This window comes from Comamonas jiangduensis, assembly GCF_030162955.1.
Taxonomy (GTDB): Bacteria; Pseudomonadota; Gammaproteobacteria; order Burkholderiales; family Burkholderiaceae_C; genus Comamonas; species Comamonas jiangduensis.
This window is the reverse complement of the sequence record NZ_JARXOV010000004.1, coordinates 57,776-78,863: the sequence shown is the minus strand read 5'-3', so window position 1 is coordinate 78,863 and position 21,088 is coordinate 57,776. Positions and strand designations below refer to the sequence as shown.

The window sequence follows — 21,088 nt, the reverse complement described above, 5'->3', positions numbered from 1 at the left end:
AGAATAGCAGGCTCGCTACAACTGTGAAAGAGGTCTCTGGCCGAAAGCACAGGCGGCAACGCGGGATTGCGGCCATACGGTCACCGCCACGAAGGGTTTGGCGCTGTGGGGATATGCACTGCCACCCCGTGGCCCGGCCCCTTGCCTGCGCCGTACACTGCGATCAAGCCTTGGTTTTGTTCACCAAGCGCCCTCCAAGCCCCAAGAGCACATCCCATGTCTACTCCCAATACCCGCAGCTGGCTGCAAACCCTGGTGGGGTTTGACACCACCAGCCGTCACTCCAACCTGCATTTGATCGAACACGTGCGCGACGCGCTGGCGGCGCAAGGCGTGCCGGTGCAGTTGATCCGCTCGCCCGATGGCGCCAAATCCAATCTGTTCGCCACCCTGCCCGCCAGCGATGGCAGCACCCAGGACGGGATTGCGCTGTCTGGCCACACCGATGTGGTGCCCGTCGATGGCCAGCAGTGGGACACCGACCCGTTTGCGCTGACCGAAATCGACGGCAAGCTGTATGGCCGTGGCACCTGCGACATGAAAGGCTTTATTGCTGCCGGCTTGGCCCTGGTGCCGGAGTTTTTGGCGATGCCGCGCAGCAAGCCGCTGCACTTTGCGCTGTCGTATGACGAAGAAGTGGGCTGTTTGGGTGCCCCCGTCATGCTTCAGCAACTGCAGCTGCAAGGCCAGCGCCTGGATGGCTGCATCGTGGGCGAGCCCACCAGCATGCAGCCCGTGGTGGCACACAAGGGCATCAATGTGTGGCGCTGCACCTTGCACGGCAAGGCGGCGCACTCCTCGCTGACGCCACGCGGCAGCAACGCGATTGAATACGCAGCGCGCCTGATCTGCCGCATCCGCGATATGGCCGACAGCTACCGGGCCAACGGGCCTTACGACCAGTTCTTTGATGTGCCCTACACCACCATGACCACCAACCAGATCAGCGGTGGCATTGCGGTGAACACGATTCCCGAGCGCTGCGAATTTGCCTATGAATTTCGCAACCTGCCCGGCATGGATCCGGCAGGCATACAGGCGCAGGTCGAGACCTATGTGCAGCAAGAGCTGCTGCCGCGCATGCGCCAAGAGTTTGCCGAGGCGCGCATTGAGTTTGATTCGCTGGCAGGCGCCCCCGCTTTTGACAGCGCCGAGACCGAGGCCATCAACCAACTGGTGCAGGCCCTTACGGGCGACCGCGAAAAGCGCAAAGTGGCCTACGCCACCGAGGCAGGCTTGTTCCAGCAGGCCGGCATTCCCACGGTGGTCTGCGGCCCCGGCGCGATTGCCGATGCGCACAAGGCCAACGAGTATGTAGAGATCGCGCAGCTGCAGCGCTGCGAAGACTTTTTGCGCAAGCTGGCACAGTCTTTGTGCCAATAAAAACAGAGCTACTTGCGCTGATTAATCAAGCACTTCAGATAGTTTTATCTCTGAAATGCTTTATGCACCTGCGCAAGAAGCTCTCTTTTCAATATCCCTTTAGCGGGGCTCAGCGCTCTCAGGCGGCGATCAAGCCTCTGCGGGGTAAAACAGCTTGCGGCCCTTGTCCGCCGACACGGCCTGGGCAATTGCGCCAATGTGGTCCGGCGTGGTGCCGCAGCAGCCGCCCACAATGTTGACCAGGCCTTCGGCGGATGGCTGCAACACGTCACCCAGCACTACGGCACTGTGGGACTACCGGTAACTGGACGGTCTGCCCTGAAGTACAAGCCGGTGAGTTGCTCGCCGTCAGCTTTGATGGTTTAGGCGCGGTACGCTGGCCGTTCTGAACGTAGCGCAAGGTGAACTCAGACGCCTAAAAACAAGAGCTACTAACGACTATGCAGCCTATGTTTCAGAATCTTTTGTATCTGAAACACAAGCCAGTCAAGCGCAAGTAGCTCCTTTTAGACATAGGATCCGGTCAATATGCCAAGCGCTAGGCCGTCTTAAGACCCAGCCGCTTGGCCAGCTTGTGCAGATTGCTGGGGTCGACATCCAAAGAACGGGCCGCCTGCGCCCACTGCCCCCGATGCGCATCCAGCGCCCAGCGAATGGCCTCGCGCTGCGCGCTGTCCACCACGGCACGCATGGAAGGTGCGGGCGCCAGCATGGGTGCGTGCAACACCGTGGCTACGGAGGGCTGGGGCTGAACATCCAGCCCCAGCCAGTCTGCCTCCAGCGTCACAATGTCACTACGCTGTGCGCCATGGCTCAGGGCCTTGAGCGCTGCACGGCTGACTACGTGCTCCAGCTCGCGCACATTGCCCGGCCATGCGTAGCGGTGCAGCGCATCTTCAGCCGCCACTGACAGGCGCAAACTGCGCAGCCCTAGCCGCGCACGGTTGAGCTCCAGAAAGAAACCGGCCAGCAACAGCACATCGTTGCCACGCTCACGCAGTGGCGGAATGGGCACGGGATAGACGGAAAGACGGTGGTACAGATCTGCACGGAAACTGCCCTCCTGCACGCGCTCTTTCAGGTTGCGGTTGGTGGCCGCAATGATGCGCACATTCACCTTGCGCGGGCGGTCTGCGCCCAGTCGCTGAATCTCTCCGTTTTGCAAGGCCCGCAGCAGCTTGGCCTGAATGGACAAGGGCAGCTCGCCCACCTCATCCAGAAACAGCGTGCCCCCTTCTGCGGCCTCAAAACGGCCAGCACGCTCGGCAATGGCCCCTGAAAATGCGCCACGCACATGGCCAAACAATTCGCTTTCAGCCAGCGCCTCAGGCAACGCCGCGCAATTGACGTGCACCAGCGGTTTGCCACTGCGGCGCGACATCTGGTGCAGCCGCCGCGCAAACAGCTCTTTGCCCACGCCGGTTTCACCCAGCAGCAGCACGGGCAATTCGGTGTCGGCCACCACTTGCAGCTCTTGCAGCAAGTGCAGCAAGGGCTTGCTTTGCCCGATGATTTCACCATCTGAGCGCGAAGCCACGCCTTCTTCCACCGCCCCCGCCGATTGGCGCACGCCACGCAGCGCGGTCTCCAAGCGCGTTACGCGCACGGCGGCTTCAATCACCAGCACCAACTGCTCCAATTCACGGATGGCCTTGCCCTCAAAGGTGCCCACCGTCAGCGCGTCCAGCGTCAGCACGCCCCAGCACTGGCCCTCCACCTCCAGCGCTACGCCCATGCAGTCGTGCACATCCAGTGGCTGACCCGGTTGCTCAATCACCAGACCGTCGTAGGGGTCAGGCAGCTTGCTGTCATGCGGGAAGCGCACCACCTCGCCAGCCCGCTTGAGCAAGGTGGCTAGGCGGGGGTGCTCTGCAATCGGAAAGCGCCGCCCAACCGCATCACTGGACAAACCGTCCACCGCCACAGGGCGCAGGCTGCTGGTCTCACTGTCCAGGCTCAAAAGTGCCACAGCACCGCAGCCAAACTGCATGCGCAGCAGCTCGACCAAACGCTGCAGGCGCACGGCCATGGGCAGCTCCATGGCCAGATCGGTCAGCAGTAATGCGTGCAAGGGATTCATGGTGAAAATTACCTTTCTAGGGTTGTTTTCACCCTAACCAGCTCGGGTAGTTATGACCTTGATCTGGGTAAATACTTGTTTTTATTTTGATTTTTTCTGGCCTGTTCTGTGCGTATTGGGAAGTGACGGCAAACCCGCCCTCACTCACCGGAGCCCACAACCATGAAACAGCCCACATTGCGCACCCTCACTCTGGCCATCTGCGCGCTGACCCTGTCTGGTATTGCCCCCACCCTGCACGCAGCCCCCCAAAAGGCGGGCACCTCTGCCAGCGCTCAACAAGGCGTCAAGCGCTTTGTGCTGCACACCAACGTGGTGGACGGCAAGATGGTCTACGTGGATGACAAAGGCGTTGCCAACCCCACGCTGACTGTGGCGGTGGGCGACACCGTTGAAATTGAACTGGCCAGCGGAGAAGGTGCCGAGCACGATTTGCGGATTGACGAGCTGGGCGTGGCATCGCCCAAGTTCAGCGGCAAGGGCACGCAGCGCGTACGTTTCACGGCCTCACAGGCGGGTGAGTTTCAGTACTACTGCTCCATCCCCGGGCACCGCCAGGTGGGCATGTTTGGCACCATCCAGGTCACGGGCACATCACAGCCTGCCAAATCTGCCAGCAGCACCTCCAGCGATGCAGCTTTAGCGCTGTACACGCCCATTACCGTGCCGCAAAAGGGCGCTGACCCCACGGCGGTGGATATCTCGGCCAGCCCCACCCAGTTGCCCCCACCCATTGCTGCGCATGCCCCACAGGTACAGAAGGTGCGCCTGGAGACGGTTGAGCTGTCCGGCAAGCTCGATGACGACACCAGCTTTACCTACTGGACCTTCAACCGCCAGGTACCCGGCCCCATGCTGCGCGCGCGGGTGGGCGACACCATTGAGCTGACACTGGCCAACGCCAAGGACAGCAAGGCCATCCACTCCATCGACCTGCATGCCGTCACAGGCGGGCACGGAGGGGGCGAGCACACCCAGGTTGCACCCGGCCAGGAGAAAACCATCACCTTCAAGGCCCTACACGCAGGCCTGTTTGTGTACCACTGCGCCACCCCGCTGGTGCCACAGCACATTGCGGCTGGCATGTACGGAATGATTCTGGTCGAGCCCGAGCAAGGCCTGCCCAAGGTAGACCGCGAGTTCTATGTGATGCAAGGCGATATGTACACGCAGCGCCCGATTGGTGCCAAGGTGCACCAGGACGTAGACCTGCAAAGAATGTCCGATGAGCTGCCCACCTACTACGTCTTCAACGGCGCGGTCGGGGCCCTGAGCAAGACCCACAAGATGCAAGCCAAGGTGGGCGAGACCGTACGCATCTACTTTGGTGTGGGTGGGCCCAACAAGATTGCCTCCTTCCACATCATTGGCGAAGTGTTTGACAAGGTCTACAGCGAGGCCGCGCTCAACACCATCAAACACAGCGTGCAAACCACCGTGGTTGCCCCCGGCGGCGCCACGATTGTGGAGTTGAAGATGGACCACCCCGGCAGCTACCTGCTGGTCGATCACGCGCTGTCGCGCACCGGCAAGGGTGCCGTCGGCGTACTGGAAGTGACGGGCGAAGGCGTGCCGGGCGTCTACAAGCCCAGCGCCCTGTAACGCACCCAGCGCAACATCACCCACCTTGCCAGACACCCGCTCTGGCAAGGTGCCGCCCCCACACACAGCACGCCCTCGCGGCCGCTTTTTCACGACTTTCAAGGAGATTCACCATGCCTTACATGGAGCAATCATTGGGGCAGCTCGCCCGCCGTATTCCCGGGGCCACCGGCCTGTTTGATGACTACCAGCTGGACTTTTGCTGCGCCGGCAACCGCAGCCTGCGCACCGCCACCGAAAGCCTGGGCATTGACCCCCAGCCGCTGGTGGATGCGCTGAAAAATCTGGAGCAACGCGCCGCCACAGAACCCGAACAGGACTGGAGCGATGCCAGCGACACGCAACTGGTGGAGCACCTGCTGGTGCGCTATCACGCCGTACACCGCGAGCAACTGCCCGAGCTGATTCGGCTGGCACGCCGCGTGGAGCATGTACACGGCGACCGCGAAGACTGCCCGCATGGCCTGGCCGACCATCTGGAAGCCATGGCGCAAGAGCTGGACAGCCACATGCGCAAAGAAGAGATGGTGCTGTTCCCCATGATTACGCGGGGGCAGGGCGGCATGGCCAGCATGCCTATTTCAGCCATGCGCTCTGAGCACGATGACCACGGCACCGAGCTGCGCCGTCTGGCCGAGCTGACCCACAACATCACATCCCCCCGCGATGCCTGCACCACCTGGCGCGCGCTCTACACCGGGTTGCGCAGCTTTCGCGATGACCTGATTGCCCACATTCATACCGAGAACAACATCCTGTTCGAGCGCTTTGCGCCCGCGCAGGTGCTGTAACTGCACAGAGGGAGACCACACCATGGGTCCGTATAAAAAACACTGGTTCACGCTGATTGGCCTGTGCATCGTGATGTTCGCGCTGCTGGGTTATTTGGGCGTCGACATCTACCGCGCAGCCCCGCCCATTCCTGACCACGTGGTCACCGCACAGGGCGAAAAACTGTTCACCGAAGAAGACATTCTGGACGGCCAGACCGCTTGGCAATCGGTGGGCGGCATGCAGCTGGGCTCCATCTGGGGCCACGGTGCTTACCAAGCACCCGACTGGACTGCGGACTGGCTGCACCGCGAGCTGACCGCGTGGCTGGAGCTGGGCGCACAAGAGCGCCACAAGCAGGCATATGCCGATCTGGGTGTGGGCGAGCAAGCAGCCTTGCGTGCAGAGCTGCAGGCCGAATACCGCCACAACCGCGTGGATGACACAGACACGCTGACCGTGAGCGCACGCCGTGCCCAGGCCATGGCGCAAACAGCCACCTACTACGAGCAACTGTTCTCGGACGAGCCCGCACTGCGCGGCAGCCGCGAGAGCTTTGCCATGAAGGAAAACACCCTGCCCAGCGCAGAGCGCCGCGCGCAGATGACCAAGTTTTTCTTCTGGACCGCATGGGCCGCCGCCACCGAGCGCCCCAACAGCAAAGTCACCTACACCAACAACTGGCCGCACGAACCACTGATCAGCAACGTGCCCAGCAGCGAAAACGTGATCTGGTCGATTGCCAGCGTGGTGATCTTGCTGGCAGGAGTGGGTTTTCTGGTGTGGGGCTGGTCATTCCTGCGCCACCAAGACACCGAAGAAGTCCCCGCACCTGCGCAAGACCCGCTGACGCGCTTTGCCCTGACCCCGTCGCAACGCGCTTTGGCCAAGTATTTGCTGCTGGTCGTCGGGCTGTTTGTCTTTCAGGTGATGCTGGGCGGCTTTACCGCGCACTACACCGTGGAAGGGCAGGAGTTCTATGGCGTCGACGTATCGCAATGGTTCCCCTACTCGCTCACCCGCACCTGGCACATTCAAAGTGCGCTGTTCTGGATTGCCACGGGCTTTCTGGCGCTGGGCCTGTTTCTGGCTCCCGTTATCAACGGCGGCAAAGACCCGAAATTCCAGAAACTGGGCGTGGACGTGCTGTTCTGGGCATTGGTGTTTGTCTGCGTCGGCTCTTTCGTCGGCAACTATCTGGCGATTGCCCAGGTCATGCCCGCAGAGTGGAACTTCTGGCTGGGCCACCAGGGCTACGAATTCGTGGATCTGGGCCGCTTCTGGCAAATCCTCAAATGGGTGGGCATGTTGCTGTGGCTGGTACTGATGCTGCGCGGTGTGCTGCCCGCATTGCTGGCCCGCAATGGTGAAGACAAAAACCTGCTGGCCCTGCTGACCTGCTCGTGCGGTGCCATTGGCCTGTTCTACGGCGCAGGTCTGTTCTATGGCGAGCGCACCAGTTTGACCGTGATGGAGTACTGGCGCTGGTGGGTGGTGCACCTGTGGGTAGAGGGCTTCTTTGAAGTCTTTGCCACCACCGGACTGGCCTTTGTCTTCTCCAGCATGGGGCTGGTCTCGCGCCGCATGGCCACCACAGCCAGCCTGGCCTCCGCCTCGCTGTTCTTGCTGGGGGGCATTCCCGGCACCTTCCACCACCTGTACTTTGCGGGCACCACCACCCCGGTAATGGCGGTGGGTGCAGCCTTCAGTGCGCTGGAAGTGGTGCCGCTGATCGTGCTAGGCTACGAAGCCTGGGAAAACTGGCGCCTCAAAGACCGTGCGCCGTGGATGCAGCAACTCAAGTGGCCGCTGATGTGCTTTGTCGCAGTAGCCTTCTGGAACATGCTGGGCGCAGGCGTCTTTGGTTTCATGATCAACCCACCCATCTCTCTGTACTACGTGCAAGGACTGAACACCACGCCACTGCACGCCCATGCGGCCCTGTTTGGTGTGTATGGCTTCCTGGCGCTGGGTTTTAGCCTGATGGTGCTGCGCTATGTGCGCCCCCAGATGGCCTTCAGCGAAGGCTTGATGAAAACCGCCTTCTGGTGCCTCAACGGTGGTCTGGTGCTGATGATTGCCACCAGCTTGCTGCCCATTGGCATCCTGCAGTTCCACGCCAGCGTGAGCGAAGGCCTGTGGTGGGCACGCAGCGAAGCCTTCATGCAGCAGCCGCTGCTGGAAACCCTGCGCTGGGTGCGCACCTTTGGTGATGTGGTCTTCATTGTGGGCGCACTGGCCATGGCATGGCAGGTGGTGAAGGGGGTGCTGGGCCAATCTGCCCCGGCACGCACCACCCCGGCCTCCAGCCACGTCATTGCAGCCAAATAACCCCCCTGCAGCGTGCACCGTGCTTGATCGGCGGGTGCACGCCACACAAGGAAAAGCTTTATGCAGATCGACAAACTCAAGCACCAGCACATCGACATCCTGCGCCGCGTAGCCGCCCTGCGCACGCTCACCCATGCCGGTGTGGCGGACAACGCGCAAGCCATTGCCGAAGGCATTGTCGGCATGAGCGCGGTGATCAAGCTGCATCTGGCCGTGGAAGACCAGGCGCTGTATCCATCACTGCAGCGCGGTGACGATGCAGACTTGGCCCGCCTGGGGCGCATGTACCAGGCCGAGATGGCACCGCTGGCCCAGGCCTATGACGCGTTTGTGCGCCGCTGGAATACAGCGCAGCACCTGCGCGAAGATGCCGAAGGTTTTCGGGCCGATGTCAATAACGTGCTGCGCCGCCTGCACGAACGCATGCAGCGCGAAAACCTGGAGTTTTACCCGCGCATTGAAGCGCAGGCGGAGCTGGCGTAATAGCGCAGCCCCCTCCCTCACACCATGACCTGAGCGTGAATCACGCGCAGGCCCAGGCCCTGTGTTTTCCTGAGTGGCACTTTACAACCCTGCTTTGCAGGGCTTTTTTTGTGGCATTCAGACAAAGGGGTTCAGGCGCCGCGCAAGCCGCCATGCAAAAAGCGCCTTGTACCGATGCACAAGGCGCTTTAAAGAGAGCTGTCAACGCCGGCTCAGCAGGCGGTCGATGCCAGTTTTACTGCCATCAAGCTTCTGCGGGATAGAACAGCTTGCGGCCCTTGTCGCCAGATACGGCCTTGGCAATCGCGCCAATGTGATCGGGCGTCGTGCCGCAGCAGCCGCCCACAATGTTGACCAGGCCTTCGGCTGCAAACTCATGCACCAGGCGGCTGGTGACATCGGGTGTTTCGTCAAAGCCGGTGTCACTCATGGGATTGGGTAGACCGGCATTCGGGTAGCAGCTGATGAAGGTGTCTGGCGCGGCCTTGGCCAGCTCTTGAATATAGGGGCGCATCAAGGTGGCACCCAGCGCGCAGTTCAGGCCCACCGACAGCGGGTTGCTGTGGCGCACACTGTGCCAAAACGCCGTCACGGTCTGGCCCGACAGAATGCGGCCCGAGGCATCGGTCACCGTGCCGCTGATCATGATGGGCAGCACCTCGCCCGTGGCCTCAAACGCTTCTTCCACGGCAAACAGCGCGGCCTTGGCGTTGAGCGTGTCAAAGATGGTCTCGACCAGGATCACGTCGGCGCCGCCTTCGATCAGCGCCACGGTCTGCTCGAAGTAGGCCTTGCGCAGGGTTTCAAAGTCCACATTGCGCGCCCCGGGGTCGTTCACATCGGGGCTGATGGACGCCGTTTTGGGTGTGGGGCCCAGGGCGCCCGCCACATAGCACTTGCGGCCGTTCACGCTGTATTTGTCGCAGGCAGCGCGCGCCAGCTGGGCACTCTTGAGGTTCATCTCGCGCGCCAGATCGGCCATGTGGTAGTCGTCTTGCGCCACGGTGGTCGCGCCGAAGGTGTTGGTTTCGATCAAATCGGCCCCGGCGGCCAGGTATTTCTCGTGAATGTCGCGGATCACGTCAGGCCGGGTGATGGACAGCAACTCGTTGTTGCCTTTGACATCACGGGCGAAATCTTTGAAGCGGTCGCCAGCGCCATCCGCGCCGGTATAGCCTTCGCCGCGGTACTGGGCCTCGCCCAGCTTGAAGCGTTGGATCATGGTGCCCATCGCGCCATCCAGGATGGCAATACGCTGTTGCAGCAGGGCGGGCAGTTCTTGGGCGCGGGTGTAATTGGGCAGACTCATAGCCTCCGATTGTAGGAAGCTGTGCATGCCCTGTGGCAGCACATGCTGTTGTCCGCCTGCGTGTGTGGCGCATGCCACCCCCGCCAGCAGCGAGCAGCGCTTGCTGTGCGTAAGGCCCTAGGCCGCGTAGTAGCGCTTGGCCATGCGGAAGGTCAGGTTCCAGCGCTGCGCACCCAGCAGATGGTGCTGCCCGGCCTTGAGCGGATTGACTCCGTGGTAGGCCATGCGCGTGGGGCCGCCCCACACCAGCACATCGCCATGCGTCAGCGGCACGCGGCGCACCGGGTCTTGGCGCGTGGGCCCTCCCCACAAAAACGTGCACGGCAGGCCCAGCGAGACCGAGACGATGGGCGCGCTCCAGTCCATCTCATCTTCGTCGCGGTGCAAAGTCATCTTGGCGCCAGGCTGGTAGCGGTTCATCAAACACGCATCGGGGGCATAGCCGGGGTAGCCCGCCGCTGCAGCGGCCGCCACGGCTTGCGCTTGCATGAAAGCAGGCATCGCAGGCCAGGGCAATCCGGTTGCGGGATCTGTGCTGCTATAGCGATAGCGCTGCGCATCGGACACCCAGCCCCAGTCACCGCAATTGGTCATGGCCACCGACAGCGGCGCCCCACCCGGGCGTGTCATGACCCGAAATGGCGCCTGCGCCGTCACGCTGCCCACCGCTTGCAGCCATTCCTGCTCCCGCGCTGCGGCAAAGCCGCGCAGCAGCACCGCCCCCGCATCCAGCGGCTGCGGCGGCAAGGCTTCGGTGGCGAACAGCGGTAGGCTCATGTGCGGGCAAAGTCCAGGGCCGATTGCAACAACTGCTGCACGGTGGGCTGAATGCGGGCCGCACGCTCGGGCAGATAGTCAAACGGCAAGGCCTCTTGCATGTAGCTGCACTGCGTCATCTCCAGCTGCACGGCATGAATGCCGCGTGCAGGCTCGCCGTAGTGGCGGGTGATGTAGCCGCCTTTGAAGCGGCCATTGAGCACTGCCGTGTGACAGGGCGCTTGCTGGGCAAGCTGCAGCAATTGCTGCGCCCAGGCGGGATCGCAGCTGGCACCATCTGCCGTACCCAGGTTCAGGTCTGGCAGCTTGCCTGCAAAAAAGCGGGGCAGCACCGAGCGGATGGAATGCGCATCCCACAGCACCACCTTGCCATGCAGGGCCAGCAGCCGCTCCAGCTCGGCACGCAGCTGTGCATGGTAGGGCTGCCAGTAGGCGCTGCGGCGGCGCTCCACCTCGGCAGGCTTGATCGCCGTGCGGCCATCGCGGTACAGCGGCGTGTCGGCAAAGCTGTCCACCGGGCACAGCCCGGTCACGCTCTGGCCGGGGTACAGGCTCTCGCCATTGGGGGGCCGGTTCAAGTCGACCACATAGCGGGAATAGGTGGCCACCAGCACCGAAGCCCCCAGCGACTGCGCACCCTCATACAAGCGCGGCAGGTGCCAGTCGGTGTCGGGCACCTGGCGAGCTTCATCCGTCAGGGCCTGTGCCATCTCTGCAGGCAATGCGGTGCCCGCATGCGGCATGGAGATCAGCAGCGGCGCCGTACCTTGGTGAAAAACAAACGGGGAGTTGGCTTGTGTCATACGCGAGCAGCTATCAAAAATACATCCCTGCGCAAAGGTGCGCCCAGGCCTTGCACCACCGCGGCCAGCCAGCGCTGGGCGGCGCAGGCTGGCCGGTGTTAGAACACCTTGCCGGGATTCATCAGACCCAAGGGGTCGAGCGCGGCCTTGATGGCGCGCATGGCAGCCAGCTCGGCAGGGGTGCGGCTCATCGCCAAGAAGGGCTTTTTGTGCAGCCCGATGCCGTGTTCCGCAGACACGGAGCCGTGGAACGCCCCCACCACGCGGTACAGCTCGGCTTCTACGGCCTCACATTCCCCGCGAACCGATGCGCCATCGGTGGAGACGTGCAAATTGCCATCGCCCACATGGCCAAAAAACAGCGTGAAATGACCGGGCCAGCGCGCATCAAATGCTGCCTGAATGGCGTCGGCAAACTTGCCAATCTCGGACTGGGGCAAGCTCACGTCAAAGTTGATGGGCGGGTGCATATGGGTGTTCAGCTCGGCCGGTGCTTCGCGCAGCTTCCACAGCGTTTTAGCCTGGGCGTGCGACTGCGCGATCACCGCATCGACCACGTCACCCGCCTCCATGGCTTCCCCCAAGGCCTCTTCCACGGCTTCGCGCAGGCTGGCTTCGTCTTTGCCATCCACATCGATCAGCGCCAGGAAAGGGTGGCGCTCAGCAAACGGCGCCTGCAAGTGCTGCCATTGCACAGAGGCTTGCACAAAGTTGTCCCACATCAGCTCAAACGCGGCCACGCTGTTGCCAAAGCGGCGCTGCATGCGCTGCAGCACCGCCAAGGCCTGGTCAAAACTGGGCATGGCCACCAAAGCCGTCGCCTTGGCCTGGGGCATAGGGCGCAGGCGCAGCAACACGCGCGTGATGACGCCCAGCGTGCCTTCTGCACCGATAAAGAATTGCTTGAGGTCGTAGCCCGTGTTGTTCTTGATCATCGGGCGCAGCATGGGCAGCACCGTGCCGTCGGCCAGCACCACTTCCAGCCCCAGCACCTGCTCGCGCATCATGCCGTGCTGCAGCACGCCGTTGCCGCCCGCGTTGGTGGCCACATTGCCACCAATCTGGCAGCTGCCGCGCGCGCCCAAGTCCACGCCAAACACCAAGCCTGCCTCGACGGCGGCCTCCTGCACAGCTTGCAGGGTGGCCCCGGCTTGCACCTGCATCACGGCGGAGCGGGCGTTGATGTCTTCGATCGCGTGCATGCGCTCCAGCGAAATGGCTACGCCGCCTTCCACCGGTACGGCACCACCGGCCAAGCCGGTCAGGCCGCCCTGGGGCACCACGGGCACGCGGTGCGCGTGGCACAAGCGCAGCGCAGTGCTGACTTCTTCGGTACTGCGCGGGCGCACCAGGGCCCAAGGCGCCACGGGGGGCGTGCCGCTCCAGTCGGTGTGGTAGCGGGCCTCGACCGCATCACCTACCAACACCACCTCAGCACCCAGTGCTTGCTGCAAATCTTTGACAAATTGTTCTTGGGACATGACTCAACCTTTCACGGCCTCCATTGTCATCCCGGCGCGCGGGCGCTGGGTTGGGACTTGCCACATCTCTGTGCCCCATAGGTACAGCGAGCGCAGTTATTAATTTGCATAAAGCCATGCCTCAAACACATAGTTTTCGATGTAACACGGATGGCTTTTTTATGACAGCTCCCTAGAATGGCCGCCTGCTGCCCGCAAAACAGGCAGCCAAGGCGAACCATCAACACCAGAAAACGGTAATGCCAGCCCTCTTCGACAGCAGGGATGTGGGCTGACATGACCGCTTTTAACTATCTCGGAGATCTCGATGAACGCAGCCGCGCCCCAGGCTCTGCAAGTGCAGGCCCCTGACTATGTGAAGAACCCCCAGCTGATCGCCTGGGTCAGCGAAATGGTGGCGCTGTGCAAGCCCGCCAAGGTACATTGGTGCGATGGCTCGCAAGCTGAGTACGACGCGCTGTGCCAACAGCTGGTCGATGCCGGTACGTTCAAACGCCTGAACCCCGCCAAGCGCGCCAACAGCTATTTGGCCTGGTCCGACCCATCGGACGTGGCCCGCGTGGAAGACCGCACCTACATCTGCTCTGAGAAAAAAGAAGATGCTGGCCCGACCAACAACTGGATGGCTCCCGCAGATATGCGTGCCACGCTGAACCCGTTGTTCGACGGTTGCATGGCTGGCCGCACCATGTATGTGGTGCCGTTCAGCATGGGTCCACTGGGTTCGCCCATTGCGCACATCGGCATTGAGCTGTCGGACAGCGCCTATGTGGCCGTGAACATGAAGATCATGACCCGCATGGGCAAGGCCGTATACGACGTGATTGGCACCGATGGTGACTTTGTGCCCTGCGTGCACACCGTGGGCGCGCCGTTGAAAGACGGTGAAAAAGACACCACCAGCTGGCCGTGCAACCCCAAGACCAAGTACATCGTGCACTACCCCGAAACGCGCGAAATCTGGTCCTACGGCTCGGGCTACGGCGGCAACGCGCTGCTGGGCAAGAAGTGCTTTGCGCTGCGCATTGCCTCTACCATGGGCCGCGACCAAGGCTGGCTGGCAGAGCACATGTTGATCCTGGGCGTGACCAACCCCCAAGGCAAGAAGTACCACGTGGCAGCGGCCTTCCCCTCGGCCTGCGGCAAGACCAACTTCTCCATGCTGGTGCCCCCCGCAGCCTTTGAAGGCTGGAAGGTCACGACGATTGGTGATGACATCGCTTGGATCAAGCCCCAAGCGGACGGCAGCTTGCGCGCCATCAACCCCGAAGCGGGTTACTTTGGTGTGGCCCCCGGCACCAATATGCTGACCAACCCGAACTGCATGAAGAGCCTGGACAAGGACGTGATCTTCACCAACGTTGCGCTGACCGACGATGGCGATGTGTGGTGGGAAGGCATGGAAAAAGACACCGGCTTTATCCCTGACCACCTGATCGACTGGAAGGGCAACGACTGGACACCCGCCATTGCCAAGGAAACCGGCGCCAAGGCTGCCCACCCCAACGCCCGCTTTACTGTTGCCGCTATCCACAACCCAGCACTGGATGATGCTTGGGACGATCCTAAGGGCGTGAAGATCGACGCCTTCATCTTTGGCGGCCGCCGCTCCACCACCGTGCCTTTGGTGACCGAAGCACGCAACTGGACCGAAGGCGTCTACATGGCGGCCACCATGGGTTCGGAAACCACCGCCGCCGCCTTTGGTGCACAGGGCGTGGTGCGCCGCGATCCGTTCGCCATGCTGCCATTCGCGGGCTACAACATGAGCCACTACTTCCAGCACTGGCTGGATCTGGGCCAGAAGATCGAAACCACTGGCGCCGCACTGCCCAAGATTTACACCACCAACTGGTTCCGCAAGGATGCCGAAGGCAAGTTCGTCTGGCCGGGCTACGGCGAAAACATGCGCGTGCTCAAGTGGATGATTGACCGCATCGAAGGCCAAACGGCAGGTCAGGAAACCGCGCTGGGCACCGCCCCGCAGTACGGCGAAATCAACTGGAGTGGCCTGAACTTCAGCGCCGAGCAGTTCGCCACCGTGACCCACATCGACCAGGCTGCCTGGGCCGAAGAGATGCAGCTGCACACTGCCCACTTTGACCAACTGGCCTACGGCATGCCCCAGGCCCTGCTGGACACCAAGAAGGCATTGGAAGACCGTTTGGCTGCTTAATTTTTAGTAGCTGCCAGCGCTGGTATTTGAAGCACTTCAACTACAAAGCACTGTGAAAATCAAAAGGAGCTTGCGCTGCAAGCTCCTTTTTTTATTGCATCTCTGGATGCAACCCACAAAAAAGCCACTGCAGGCGCAGTGGCTTGGGGCAACGGGTCAACCCAGGGCCGACGCAGGCCCCGCCCAGGTTTTAGCGCTTGGCCGCAGCGGCCGACATGGCGCGCGAGAGGTCGGCCATCATGCGCGCATCTTGCAGCGCCATGTTCCAGGTCAGCTCATCGGCACGCACGGCGCGGCGTGCTGCCTGCCATGCCTTCCATTGCTGGGCGGACATCGCAAACAGCCAAGGCAACAGGGCTTTGGATTGGGGGCGCACAGCAGAATACGTAGCGGTCGAGGTGGTCATGGGGTAAGGCCTTTCAAGCCATCCAGCAGCGGGCTTGTGGCTGTCCGTGGAGGCAATACCGCAATATTAGGGTTATCCCTAAAACCTTTCAAATTTATATTTTGAATCTAGATCATTCACATTGGTGATGTTTAAATCCTGACGCATGACGCCCCACGACTTTCGCTCCCTCGACCTGAACCTGTTGCGCGTGTTTGACACCGTGATGGCAGAGGGCAGTTTGACGCGCGCTGCAGATAAGTTAGCCATCACTCAACCTGCAGTCAGCAACGCTATGCGCAGGCTGCGCGACGCCCTGGGCGATGAGTTGCTGGTGCGCCAAGGGCATGGGGTACAGCCCACGCCCCGCGCCCTCACCCTGTGGCCAGTGGTGCGCGAGGCCCTGGGCAACCTGCAGCAAAGTCTGGCCCCCGAAAAGTTTGACCCCGCCACCGCCACCCTCACGGTGGTGCTGGCAATGGCCGATGCCACGGCCAGCACGCTGGTGCCCAATCTGGTGCCGCTGGTGGAGCGCGAAGCGCCGCACCTGTCCATCCGCATCGTGCCGCTGACCACCCGCGACCCACGTGGTCTGCTGGATGCTGAAGCCGCCGACATGGCCGTGGGCCACTTTCCCGCCGTGCTGGCCGATCTCACGGCCCGCGCCCAGGCAGGCACGCTGGTGCCCCACGAGCACCGCCGCCTGTACGACGGAGAGTACGTGGCCGTCATGCGCAAAGACCACCCCTTGGCCTGGATGCCACTGACGCTGGAGCATTACTGCGCCGCCAAACATTTGCTGGTGAGTTTTTCGGGCCGCGCCTATGGATTTATTGATGAGGCGCTGGCGGCGCTGGGGCGTGAGCGCCGCATTGTGCTGACCGTCAACCAGTACACCACCGCCGCCCGGGTGGTCAGCCAGTCCGATCTGGTGACGGTATTGCCGCGCCACTTTGTGCCCATCACCGGCATTCAGCACCAGTTGCAAGTGCACCCCCTGCCCCTGGAGGTGCAAGCCGTGCACGTCGATGCGCTGTGGCACAAGCGCGGCCCCAATCGGGCCGCCTATGAGTGGCTGCTGCAGGCCTTAAATCGAGCGACGCTCAAAGCGTTCTCCCAGTGAGCTGCGGGAGAAATGCATGGTCTGCAAATAGCTGGACAAGCGCCAGTCCTGCATGTGGTGCAGCAGCAGCCACTGTGCCCACCACAGTGCGGCATAGACCCAGCACTCGGTCATCGCCACCATCACCGAACGGGTGGTGTCGGGCATCTGGGGCATGGGCAGGCCCACCTGGCCTTGGGCCACTGCGGCCAGCAACAGCGCCAGTGTGCCCACCAGCACACAGCCCCAGGGCGTGGCCGATTCATGCCACCAGCGCACCACCACACGGCTGAGCAAACGGTAGCGCAACACCCAGTACACCCCGGCCAGCAGCAGGGCCGCATAGGCCCCCGCTGCAGCCAGCGCTGGCCACGGCAACCAGCCGCTGGGCAGGCGCTGCCCCGCATCCAGCCAGACCTGGGCCTGCGGCAGCACCAGCCCGGCGTGCCCAGCCAGCTCATGGCTGAGCAGACCCAGCCAGCCCATCGCGGCCACCCACCAGATCTTGCCCACCGCCATGCCGCGTTGCTGGTAGGCGGCCAGCACCCCCACCAGCCCGCCCGCCAGCAGCGTCACCGCTTGTACGCCCTCCAGCACCCCATCGGGCTTACCCCAGGACGCCGGCACCCCGGCAGCCAGGATATAACCCAGACACAAGCCCAACAGCAAAATCCAGCTGCTGGCTCGTACATGCATATGTGTTCTCATCATTGAAGACCTGCCCCGCCAGGGCAAGCAAAATCGCCAAGGGGAGCGATTCTAGAAAGACTGCACCAAATGCGTGCATGCAAGAGAATTCGTTTTGTGCCAATCCTGCGCTGCTATGAAAATTCAACTGCTGTCTGACCTTCACCTGGAAGTTCACCCTCACTACCAAGCCACGCCCGCAGCGGATGCCGAGGTGCTGGTGCTGGCCGGAGATATCGGCTCCTACCAAGAGGGCAGCTTGCTGCAGGGCGAATACTTTGGGCTGGAGCGTTTTTCCCCCCTGCCGCAATTTGCGGCCTGGCCCTGCCCGGTCATCTTTGTGCCGGGCAACCATGAGTACGACCTGCAGGACTGGGACGCCGCCCACGCCCGCCTGCGCCGCGTGTGCGACACGCTGGGCATCATCTGGCTGGAGCGCGAAAGCGTGGTGCTGAATGCGGTGCGCTTTGTCGGCACCACGCTGTGGACCGACTATGACGCCATCGCGCTGCTGGATGACAAGGTACAAGCGGGCGATATGGGCCGCCTGCTCAAGCTGCGCGAAAAATCGTTCCGCGCCGCCAACTTTTACCTGCGCAAAACCGGCGGCACGCGCCACGGGCAGCCGTTTCTGGCCGAACCCATGCGCGAGCAAGCCTTGGTGTGCCAAGCTTGGTTGCGCGAGGCCCTGGCGCAGCCTTTTGTCGGCAAGACCGTGGCCGTCACCCACTTTGCGCCCAGCTTGCACAGCTGCGACCCGCGCTACGGCCTGGTGCCCGGCAGTGCAGGCTTTTGCAATGCACTGGACGACTTGCTGCCCCATGCCCACCTTTGGCTGCACGGCCATCTGCACGCCCCCAGTGACTACACCGCTTCAGGCCTACACGCTGATGGCAGTGCGTGGAATTGCCGTGTCGTCGCCAATCCCTTAGGCTATGCCCGCAAAGGAGAACAGCTGCACTTCCAGCCTGCGGCGTGCATCACCTTATGATTTCTTTGCTTTCACTTGGTTGCGCTCCCAGAAACATGACTTACGTCAAGACAACATGAGCCCCAGTGATTACCCTTGGTTCTATCAATTTGGAGATATGTCTCATGAAAATCTTGCTCGCTGTCGACGGTAGCCCCTTCACCAAAAAAATGCTGGCGTACTTGGCCGCGCACGAAGAACTGGTGGCCGCAGGCCGCCACGACTACACCGCGCTGACGGTACAAGCCGCCCTGCCTCCCCGTGCACGTGCCGCCCTGAGCAAAGACATGGTGGATGAGTACTACGCCGAAGAATCCGCCAAGGTGCTCGAGCCCGTGTCCAAGTTCTTGGCACAAAGCGGCATCACCGTGCATGCCCGCGCCGAAGTTGGCCCCGCCGGTGAAGTCATCGCCAAGATGGCCGAAGAAGGCAAGTTTGACCTGATCATCATGGGCACCCACGGCCACGGCTCGCTGGGCAAGCTGGTGATGGGCTCGGTCTCCACCCAAGTGCTGGCCAACTGCTCCGTGCCTGTGATGCTGATTCGCTGATTCAGCGCTTCTCGCACAAAAAAAGGCTGCATCTGCAGCCCTTTTTTTGTACCCCCTCCCGCTCAATGCGCGGCACCCGGTTGCACAGGCAAACGCAGCACAAAGCTGGCGCCCGGCTGGCCGTCCAGACGGCCCTCGCAGGCCACGCTGCCGCCATGGTGCAGTGCAATGCTGCGCACCAGCGACAGCCCCAACCCCACGCCGCCCGAGCGCTCGCTGGCCCCAGGCAGGCGGTAGAACTTTTCAAAAATGCGCTCACGCTGATCGGGTGGCACGCCGGGGCCAATGTCTTGCACACGGATCACTGCCATATCGCCCTCGCGCGACAGCAGCAAACTGACTTCTCCGTGGCTGTAGCGGCGCGCGTTTTCCAGCAGATTGCGCACGGCGCGGCGCACCAGCTTGGCAATCGCGGGCACCTCCACGCCTTCGGTGGCCTGCACCTCCAGATCCGCGTCCACACGGGCACACTCTTCGGCCGCCAGGCCAATCAGGTCCACACTCTCCACCGTGCCCACATCCACGCCGGGCTGCTCCAGGCGGCTGGCCAGCAAGATTTCATCGACCAGCTGGTCCAGCTCGTTGATGTTGCGCTGAATCTCGCGCTTGGCTTTGGCCACCGAGGCATCGCCGCCCATCAACTCCAGCCCCATGCGAATGCGCGCCAAGGGCGAGCGCAACTCGTGCGAGGCATTGGCCAGCAGCGATTTGTGCGACTGCACCAGCTCTTCAATGCGGCTGGCAGCGGCATTAAACTGGCGCGCCAGATCGGCCACTTCGTCCGTGCCTTCGGTGGCCACACGCACCGTCAAATCGCCTTCGCCAAAGCGTTGCACCCCGCGCTGCAGGTTCTCCAGGCGCTTGAGCAAGCGGCGAATAATGGGGAACACGCCCACCACCACGACCAGGCCAATCAAGCCCAGCAGCCACAAAAAGCCAAACGGCGGGCGCAGCCAAAACGCCCAGTCATGGCCGGGCGGCCCATGGCGGCCGTTGCTGGCCCCTGCGCCCCCGACGCGCGGCGTCATTTCCAGAAAATAAGTCTGCCCGTCGGCGCCGTCGATGCGAAAGCGCGGGGCATCGCCCTCGCCACGGCGGATGCGCTCAAACGGCCCTTGCACCAGCACGCGGCCCGTGGCATCGGTCACGGTCATCTCGCGCGCCAGTGAGGTGGGGGATGCGTTGTTGCGTGCGTTGTGCGCTTCGGCCTGCTGCCAGGCCCACCCCACCACCAAGGTGAGCACCGCCACACCGCCCACCACAGCCAGCCAGATGCGCAGATACAGCCGCTGCGAGAAAACTTTGAACATGCGCCGCCTCAGTCTTGCTGCTTGGCAAACACATAGCCCACGCCCCGCACCGTCAAGATGCGCTTGGGCGCTTTGGGGTCGACCTCAATGGCGGCGCGAATGCGGCCCATGTGCACGTCGATGGAGCGGTCAAACGCCTCCAGCTCACGGCCCCGCACGGCTTCCATGATCTGGTCGCGCGTGAGCACGCGGCCCGCACGTTCGGCCAGCGCCACCAGCAAATCAAACTGGTAGCTGGTCAGTTCAGCGGCTTGGCCGGCAACCTGCACGGTGCGGGCATCGCGGTCAATTTCTAGCGAGCCAAAACGCAGCACATGGGTGGCCGCCTGGGGCGCAGTGCTCAGGCCATCGTCGCCCCGGCGGCGCAAGATGGCACGAATGCGTGCCAGCAACTCGCGCGGCTCAAAGGGTTTGGGCAGATAGTCGTCGGCCCCCAGCTCCAGCCCAATCACGCGGTCCATGGGGTCACCCTTGGCGGTGAGCATGAGCACCGGCACCTTGGCCACCGGGCCGGGCATGGCGCGCAGGCGGCGGCACACTTCCAGCCCGTCCATGTCGGGCAGCATCAAGTCCAGGATGAGCAAATCGGGCAATTTGCCGCTGCCCTGCAGATGGGCCAGCCCACTGGTTGCATCCGCGCAATGCACAACGGCCAAACTGTTTTGCCCGAGATAGTCGCTGACCATATCGGCCAAACGCACATCGTCTTCAATCATCAACAGGGTATGGGTGCTCATAACGCCCCAGTGTAGAGAAGCTGTTTGTCTGTTGCGTAAAGCACAGGTAAAAAGTTAAAAACGGAGCTATCAGCGCTGGTTAAACCTGGGTTTCAGCAGCTTTTCCATGTGAAAGCCTTATTTCACAAACGCTGGCAGCTCCTTTTTTAC

General features: G+C 62.4%; 18 protein-coding genes and 1 pseudogene. 9 read left to right on the top strand and 10 right to left on the bottom strand.

The genetic code is table 11. From position 1 onward, the window contains the following. Positions 1-216 precede the first annotated feature (216 nt). Complete coding sequence (gene argE, locus QEP12_RS04615; RefSeq protein ID WP_284213505.1) at positions 217-1,383, top strand: acetylornithine deacetylase; 1,167 nt, start codon at positions 217-219, stop codon at positions 1,381-1,383. Between the two features lie 129 nt (positions 1,384-1,512). On the opposite strand, the pseudogene QEP12_RS04610 reads toward argE, so the two are convergent. Further along, positions 1,513-1,638: pseudogene (locus QEP12_RS04610) on the bottom strand (homocysteine S-methyltransferase family protein); the annotation flags it as partial. A 283-nt stretch (positions 1,639-1,921) separates the two neighbouring features. Then, complete coding sequence (gene norR, locus QEP12_RS04605; protein WP_284213504.1) at positions 1,922-3,463, bottom strand: nitric oxide reductase transcriptional regulator NorR; 1,542 nt, start codon at positions 3,461-3,463, stop codon at positions 1,922-1,924. Between the two features lie 162 nt (positions 3,464-3,625). Here norR and nirK point away from each other — a divergent pair, with 162 nt between their 5' ends. The 4 genes from nirK (at position 3,626) to QEP12_RS04585 (ending at position 8,650) form a co-directional block, all read left to right on the top strand. Next, on the top strand, positions 3,626-5,065 hold the full coding sequence (nirK, locus tag QEP12_RS04600) for a copper-containing nitrite reductase (protein ID WP_284213503.1): 1,440 nt from the start codon (positions 3,626-3,628) through the stop codon (positions 5,063-5,065). Positions 5,066-5,178: 113 nt separating this feature from the next. Beyond that, positions 5,179-5,856: an iron-sulfur cluster repair protein YtfE gene (ytfE, locus tag QEP12_RS04595; protein WP_284213502.1), complete on the top strand. Its 678-nt coding sequence runs from the start codon at positions 5,179-5,181 to the stop codon at positions 5,854-5,856. A 22-nt stretch (positions 5,857-5,878) separates the two neighbouring features. Beyond that, on the top strand, positions 5,879-8,167 hold the full coding sequence (locus QEP12_RS04590; protein WP_284213501.1) for a nitric-oxide reductase large subunit: 2,289 nt from the start codon (positions 5,879-5,881) through the stop codon (positions 8,165-8,167). A gap of 60 nt (positions 8,168-8,227) precedes the next feature. Continuing rightward, positions 8,228-8,650 carry a hemerythrin domain-containing protein gene (locus QEP12_RS04585; RefSeq protein ID WP_174864274.1) on the top strand — a complete coding sequence of 141 codons (423 nt, stop codon included), beginning with the start codon at positions 8,228-8,230 and terminating at the stop codon, positions 8,648-8,650. A 244-nt stretch (positions 8,651-8,894) separates the two neighbouring features. Here the strand turns inward: QEP12_RS04585 and QEP12_RS04580 are convergent, their stop codons facing one another. The 4 genes from QEP12_RS04580 to QEP12_RS04565 all read right to left on the bottom strand — a co-directional run bounded on the left by QEP12_RS04580 (position 8,895) and on the right by QEP12_RS04565 (position 13,020). Beyond that, the gene (locus QEP12_RS04580; RefSeq protein ID WP_284213500.1) at positions 8,895-9,959 is read right to left on the bottom strand and encodes a homocysteine S-methyltransferase family protein; all 1,065 of its coding nucleotides are present in this window, start codon (positions 9,957-9,959) and stop codon (positions 8,895-8,897) included. Between the two features lie 117 nt (positions 9,960-10,076). Next, complete coding sequence (gene alkB / locus QEP12_RS04575) at positions 10,077-10,736, bottom strand: DNA oxidative demethylase AlkB (RefSeq protein WP_284213499.1); 660 nt, start codon at positions 10,734-10,736, stop codon at positions 10,077-10,079. Continuing rightward, the gene (hutG, locus tag QEP12_RS04570; RefSeq protein ID WP_284213498.1) at positions 10,733-11,539 is read right to left on the bottom strand and encodes an N-formylglutamate deformylase; all 807 of its coding nucleotides are present in this window, start codon (positions 11,537-11,539) and stop codon (positions 10,733-10,735) included. The genes alkB and hutG overlap by 4 nt, the downstream gene beginning before the upstream one ends. Positions 11,540-11,637: 98 nt before the next feature. Beyond that, on the bottom strand, positions 11,638-13,020 hold the full coding sequence (locus QEP12_RS04565; protein ID WP_284213497.1) for an FAD-binding oxidoreductase: 1,383 nt from the start codon (positions 13,018-13,020) through the stop codon (positions 11,638-11,640). A 307-nt stretch (positions 13,021-13,327) separates the two neighbouring features. Between QEP12_RS04565 and QEP12_RS04560 the strand changes: the two genes are divergently transcribed. Beyond that, the gene (locus QEP12_RS04560) at positions 13,328-15,196 is read left to right on the top strand and encodes a phosphoenolpyruvate carboxykinase (GTP) (RefSeq protein ID WP_284213496.1); all 1,869 of its coding nucleotides are present in this window, start codon (positions 13,328-13,330) and stop codon (positions 15,194-15,196) included. A gap of 190 nt (positions 15,197-15,386) precedes the next feature. Here the strand turns inward: QEP12_RS04560 and QEP12_RS04555 are convergent, their stop codons facing one another. Further along, a complete protein-coding gene (locus QEP12_RS04555) occupies positions 15,387-15,602 on the bottom strand; it encodes a hypothetical protein (RefSeq protein WP_219163416.1) in 216 nt (71 codons plus the stop codon). 145 nt (positions 15,603-15,747) lie between these two features. Here QEP12_RS04555 and QEP12_RS04550 point away from each other — a divergent pair, with 145 nt between their 5' ends. Then, on the top strand, positions 15,748-16,704 hold the full coding sequence (locus tag QEP12_RS04550; protein ID WP_174863197.1) for a LysR family transcriptional regulator: 957 nt from the start codon (positions 15,748-15,750) through the stop codon (positions 16,702-16,704). Here the strand turns inward: QEP12_RS04550 and QEP12_RS04545 are convergent. Continuing rightward, the gene (locus tag QEP12_RS04545) at positions 16,669-17,379 is read right to left on the bottom strand and encodes a hypothetical protein (protein WP_284213495.1); all 711 of its coding nucleotides are present in this window, start codon (positions 17,377-17,379) and stop codon (positions 16,669-16,671) included. The two genes, QEP12_RS04550 and QEP12_RS04545, sit on opposite strands and share 36 nt — an antisense overlap. Positions 17,380-17,506: 127 nt before the next feature. On the opposite strand from QEP12_RS04545, the gene QEP12_RS04540 reads away from it, so the two are divergent. Together QEP12_RS04540 and QEP12_RS04535 are read left to right on the top strand one after the other, a co-directional pair. After that, complete coding sequence (locus QEP12_RS04540; RefSeq protein ID WP_284213494.1) at positions 17,507-18,361, top strand: metallophosphoesterase; 855 nt, start codon at positions 17,507-17,509, stop codon at positions 18,359-18,361. Positions 18,362-18,465: 104 nt separating this feature from the next. Beyond that, positions 18,466-18,891 carry a universal stress protein gene (locus tag QEP12_RS04535; protein WP_219163412.1) on the top strand — a complete coding sequence of 142 codons (426 nt, stop codon included), beginning with the start codon at positions 18,466-18,468 and terminating at the stop codon, positions 18,889-18,891. A gap of 62 nt (positions 18,892-18,953) precedes the next feature. On the opposite strand, the gene QEP12_RS04530 is transcribed toward QEP12_RS04535, so the two are convergent. Beyond that, complete coding sequence (locus QEP12_RS04530) at positions 18,954-20,201, bottom strand: ATP-binding protein (protein WP_219163411.1); 1,248 nt, start codon at positions 20,199-20,201, stop codon at positions 18,954-18,956. 8 nt (positions 20,202-20,209) lie between these two features. Beyond that, the gene (locus QEP12_RS04525; protein WP_174863200.1) at positions 20,210-20,938 is read right to left on the bottom strand and encodes a response regulator; all 729 of its coding nucleotides are present in this window, start codon (positions 20,936-20,938) and stop codon (positions 20,210-20,212) included. Between the last annotated feature and the right edge of the window lie 150 nt (positions 20,939-21,088).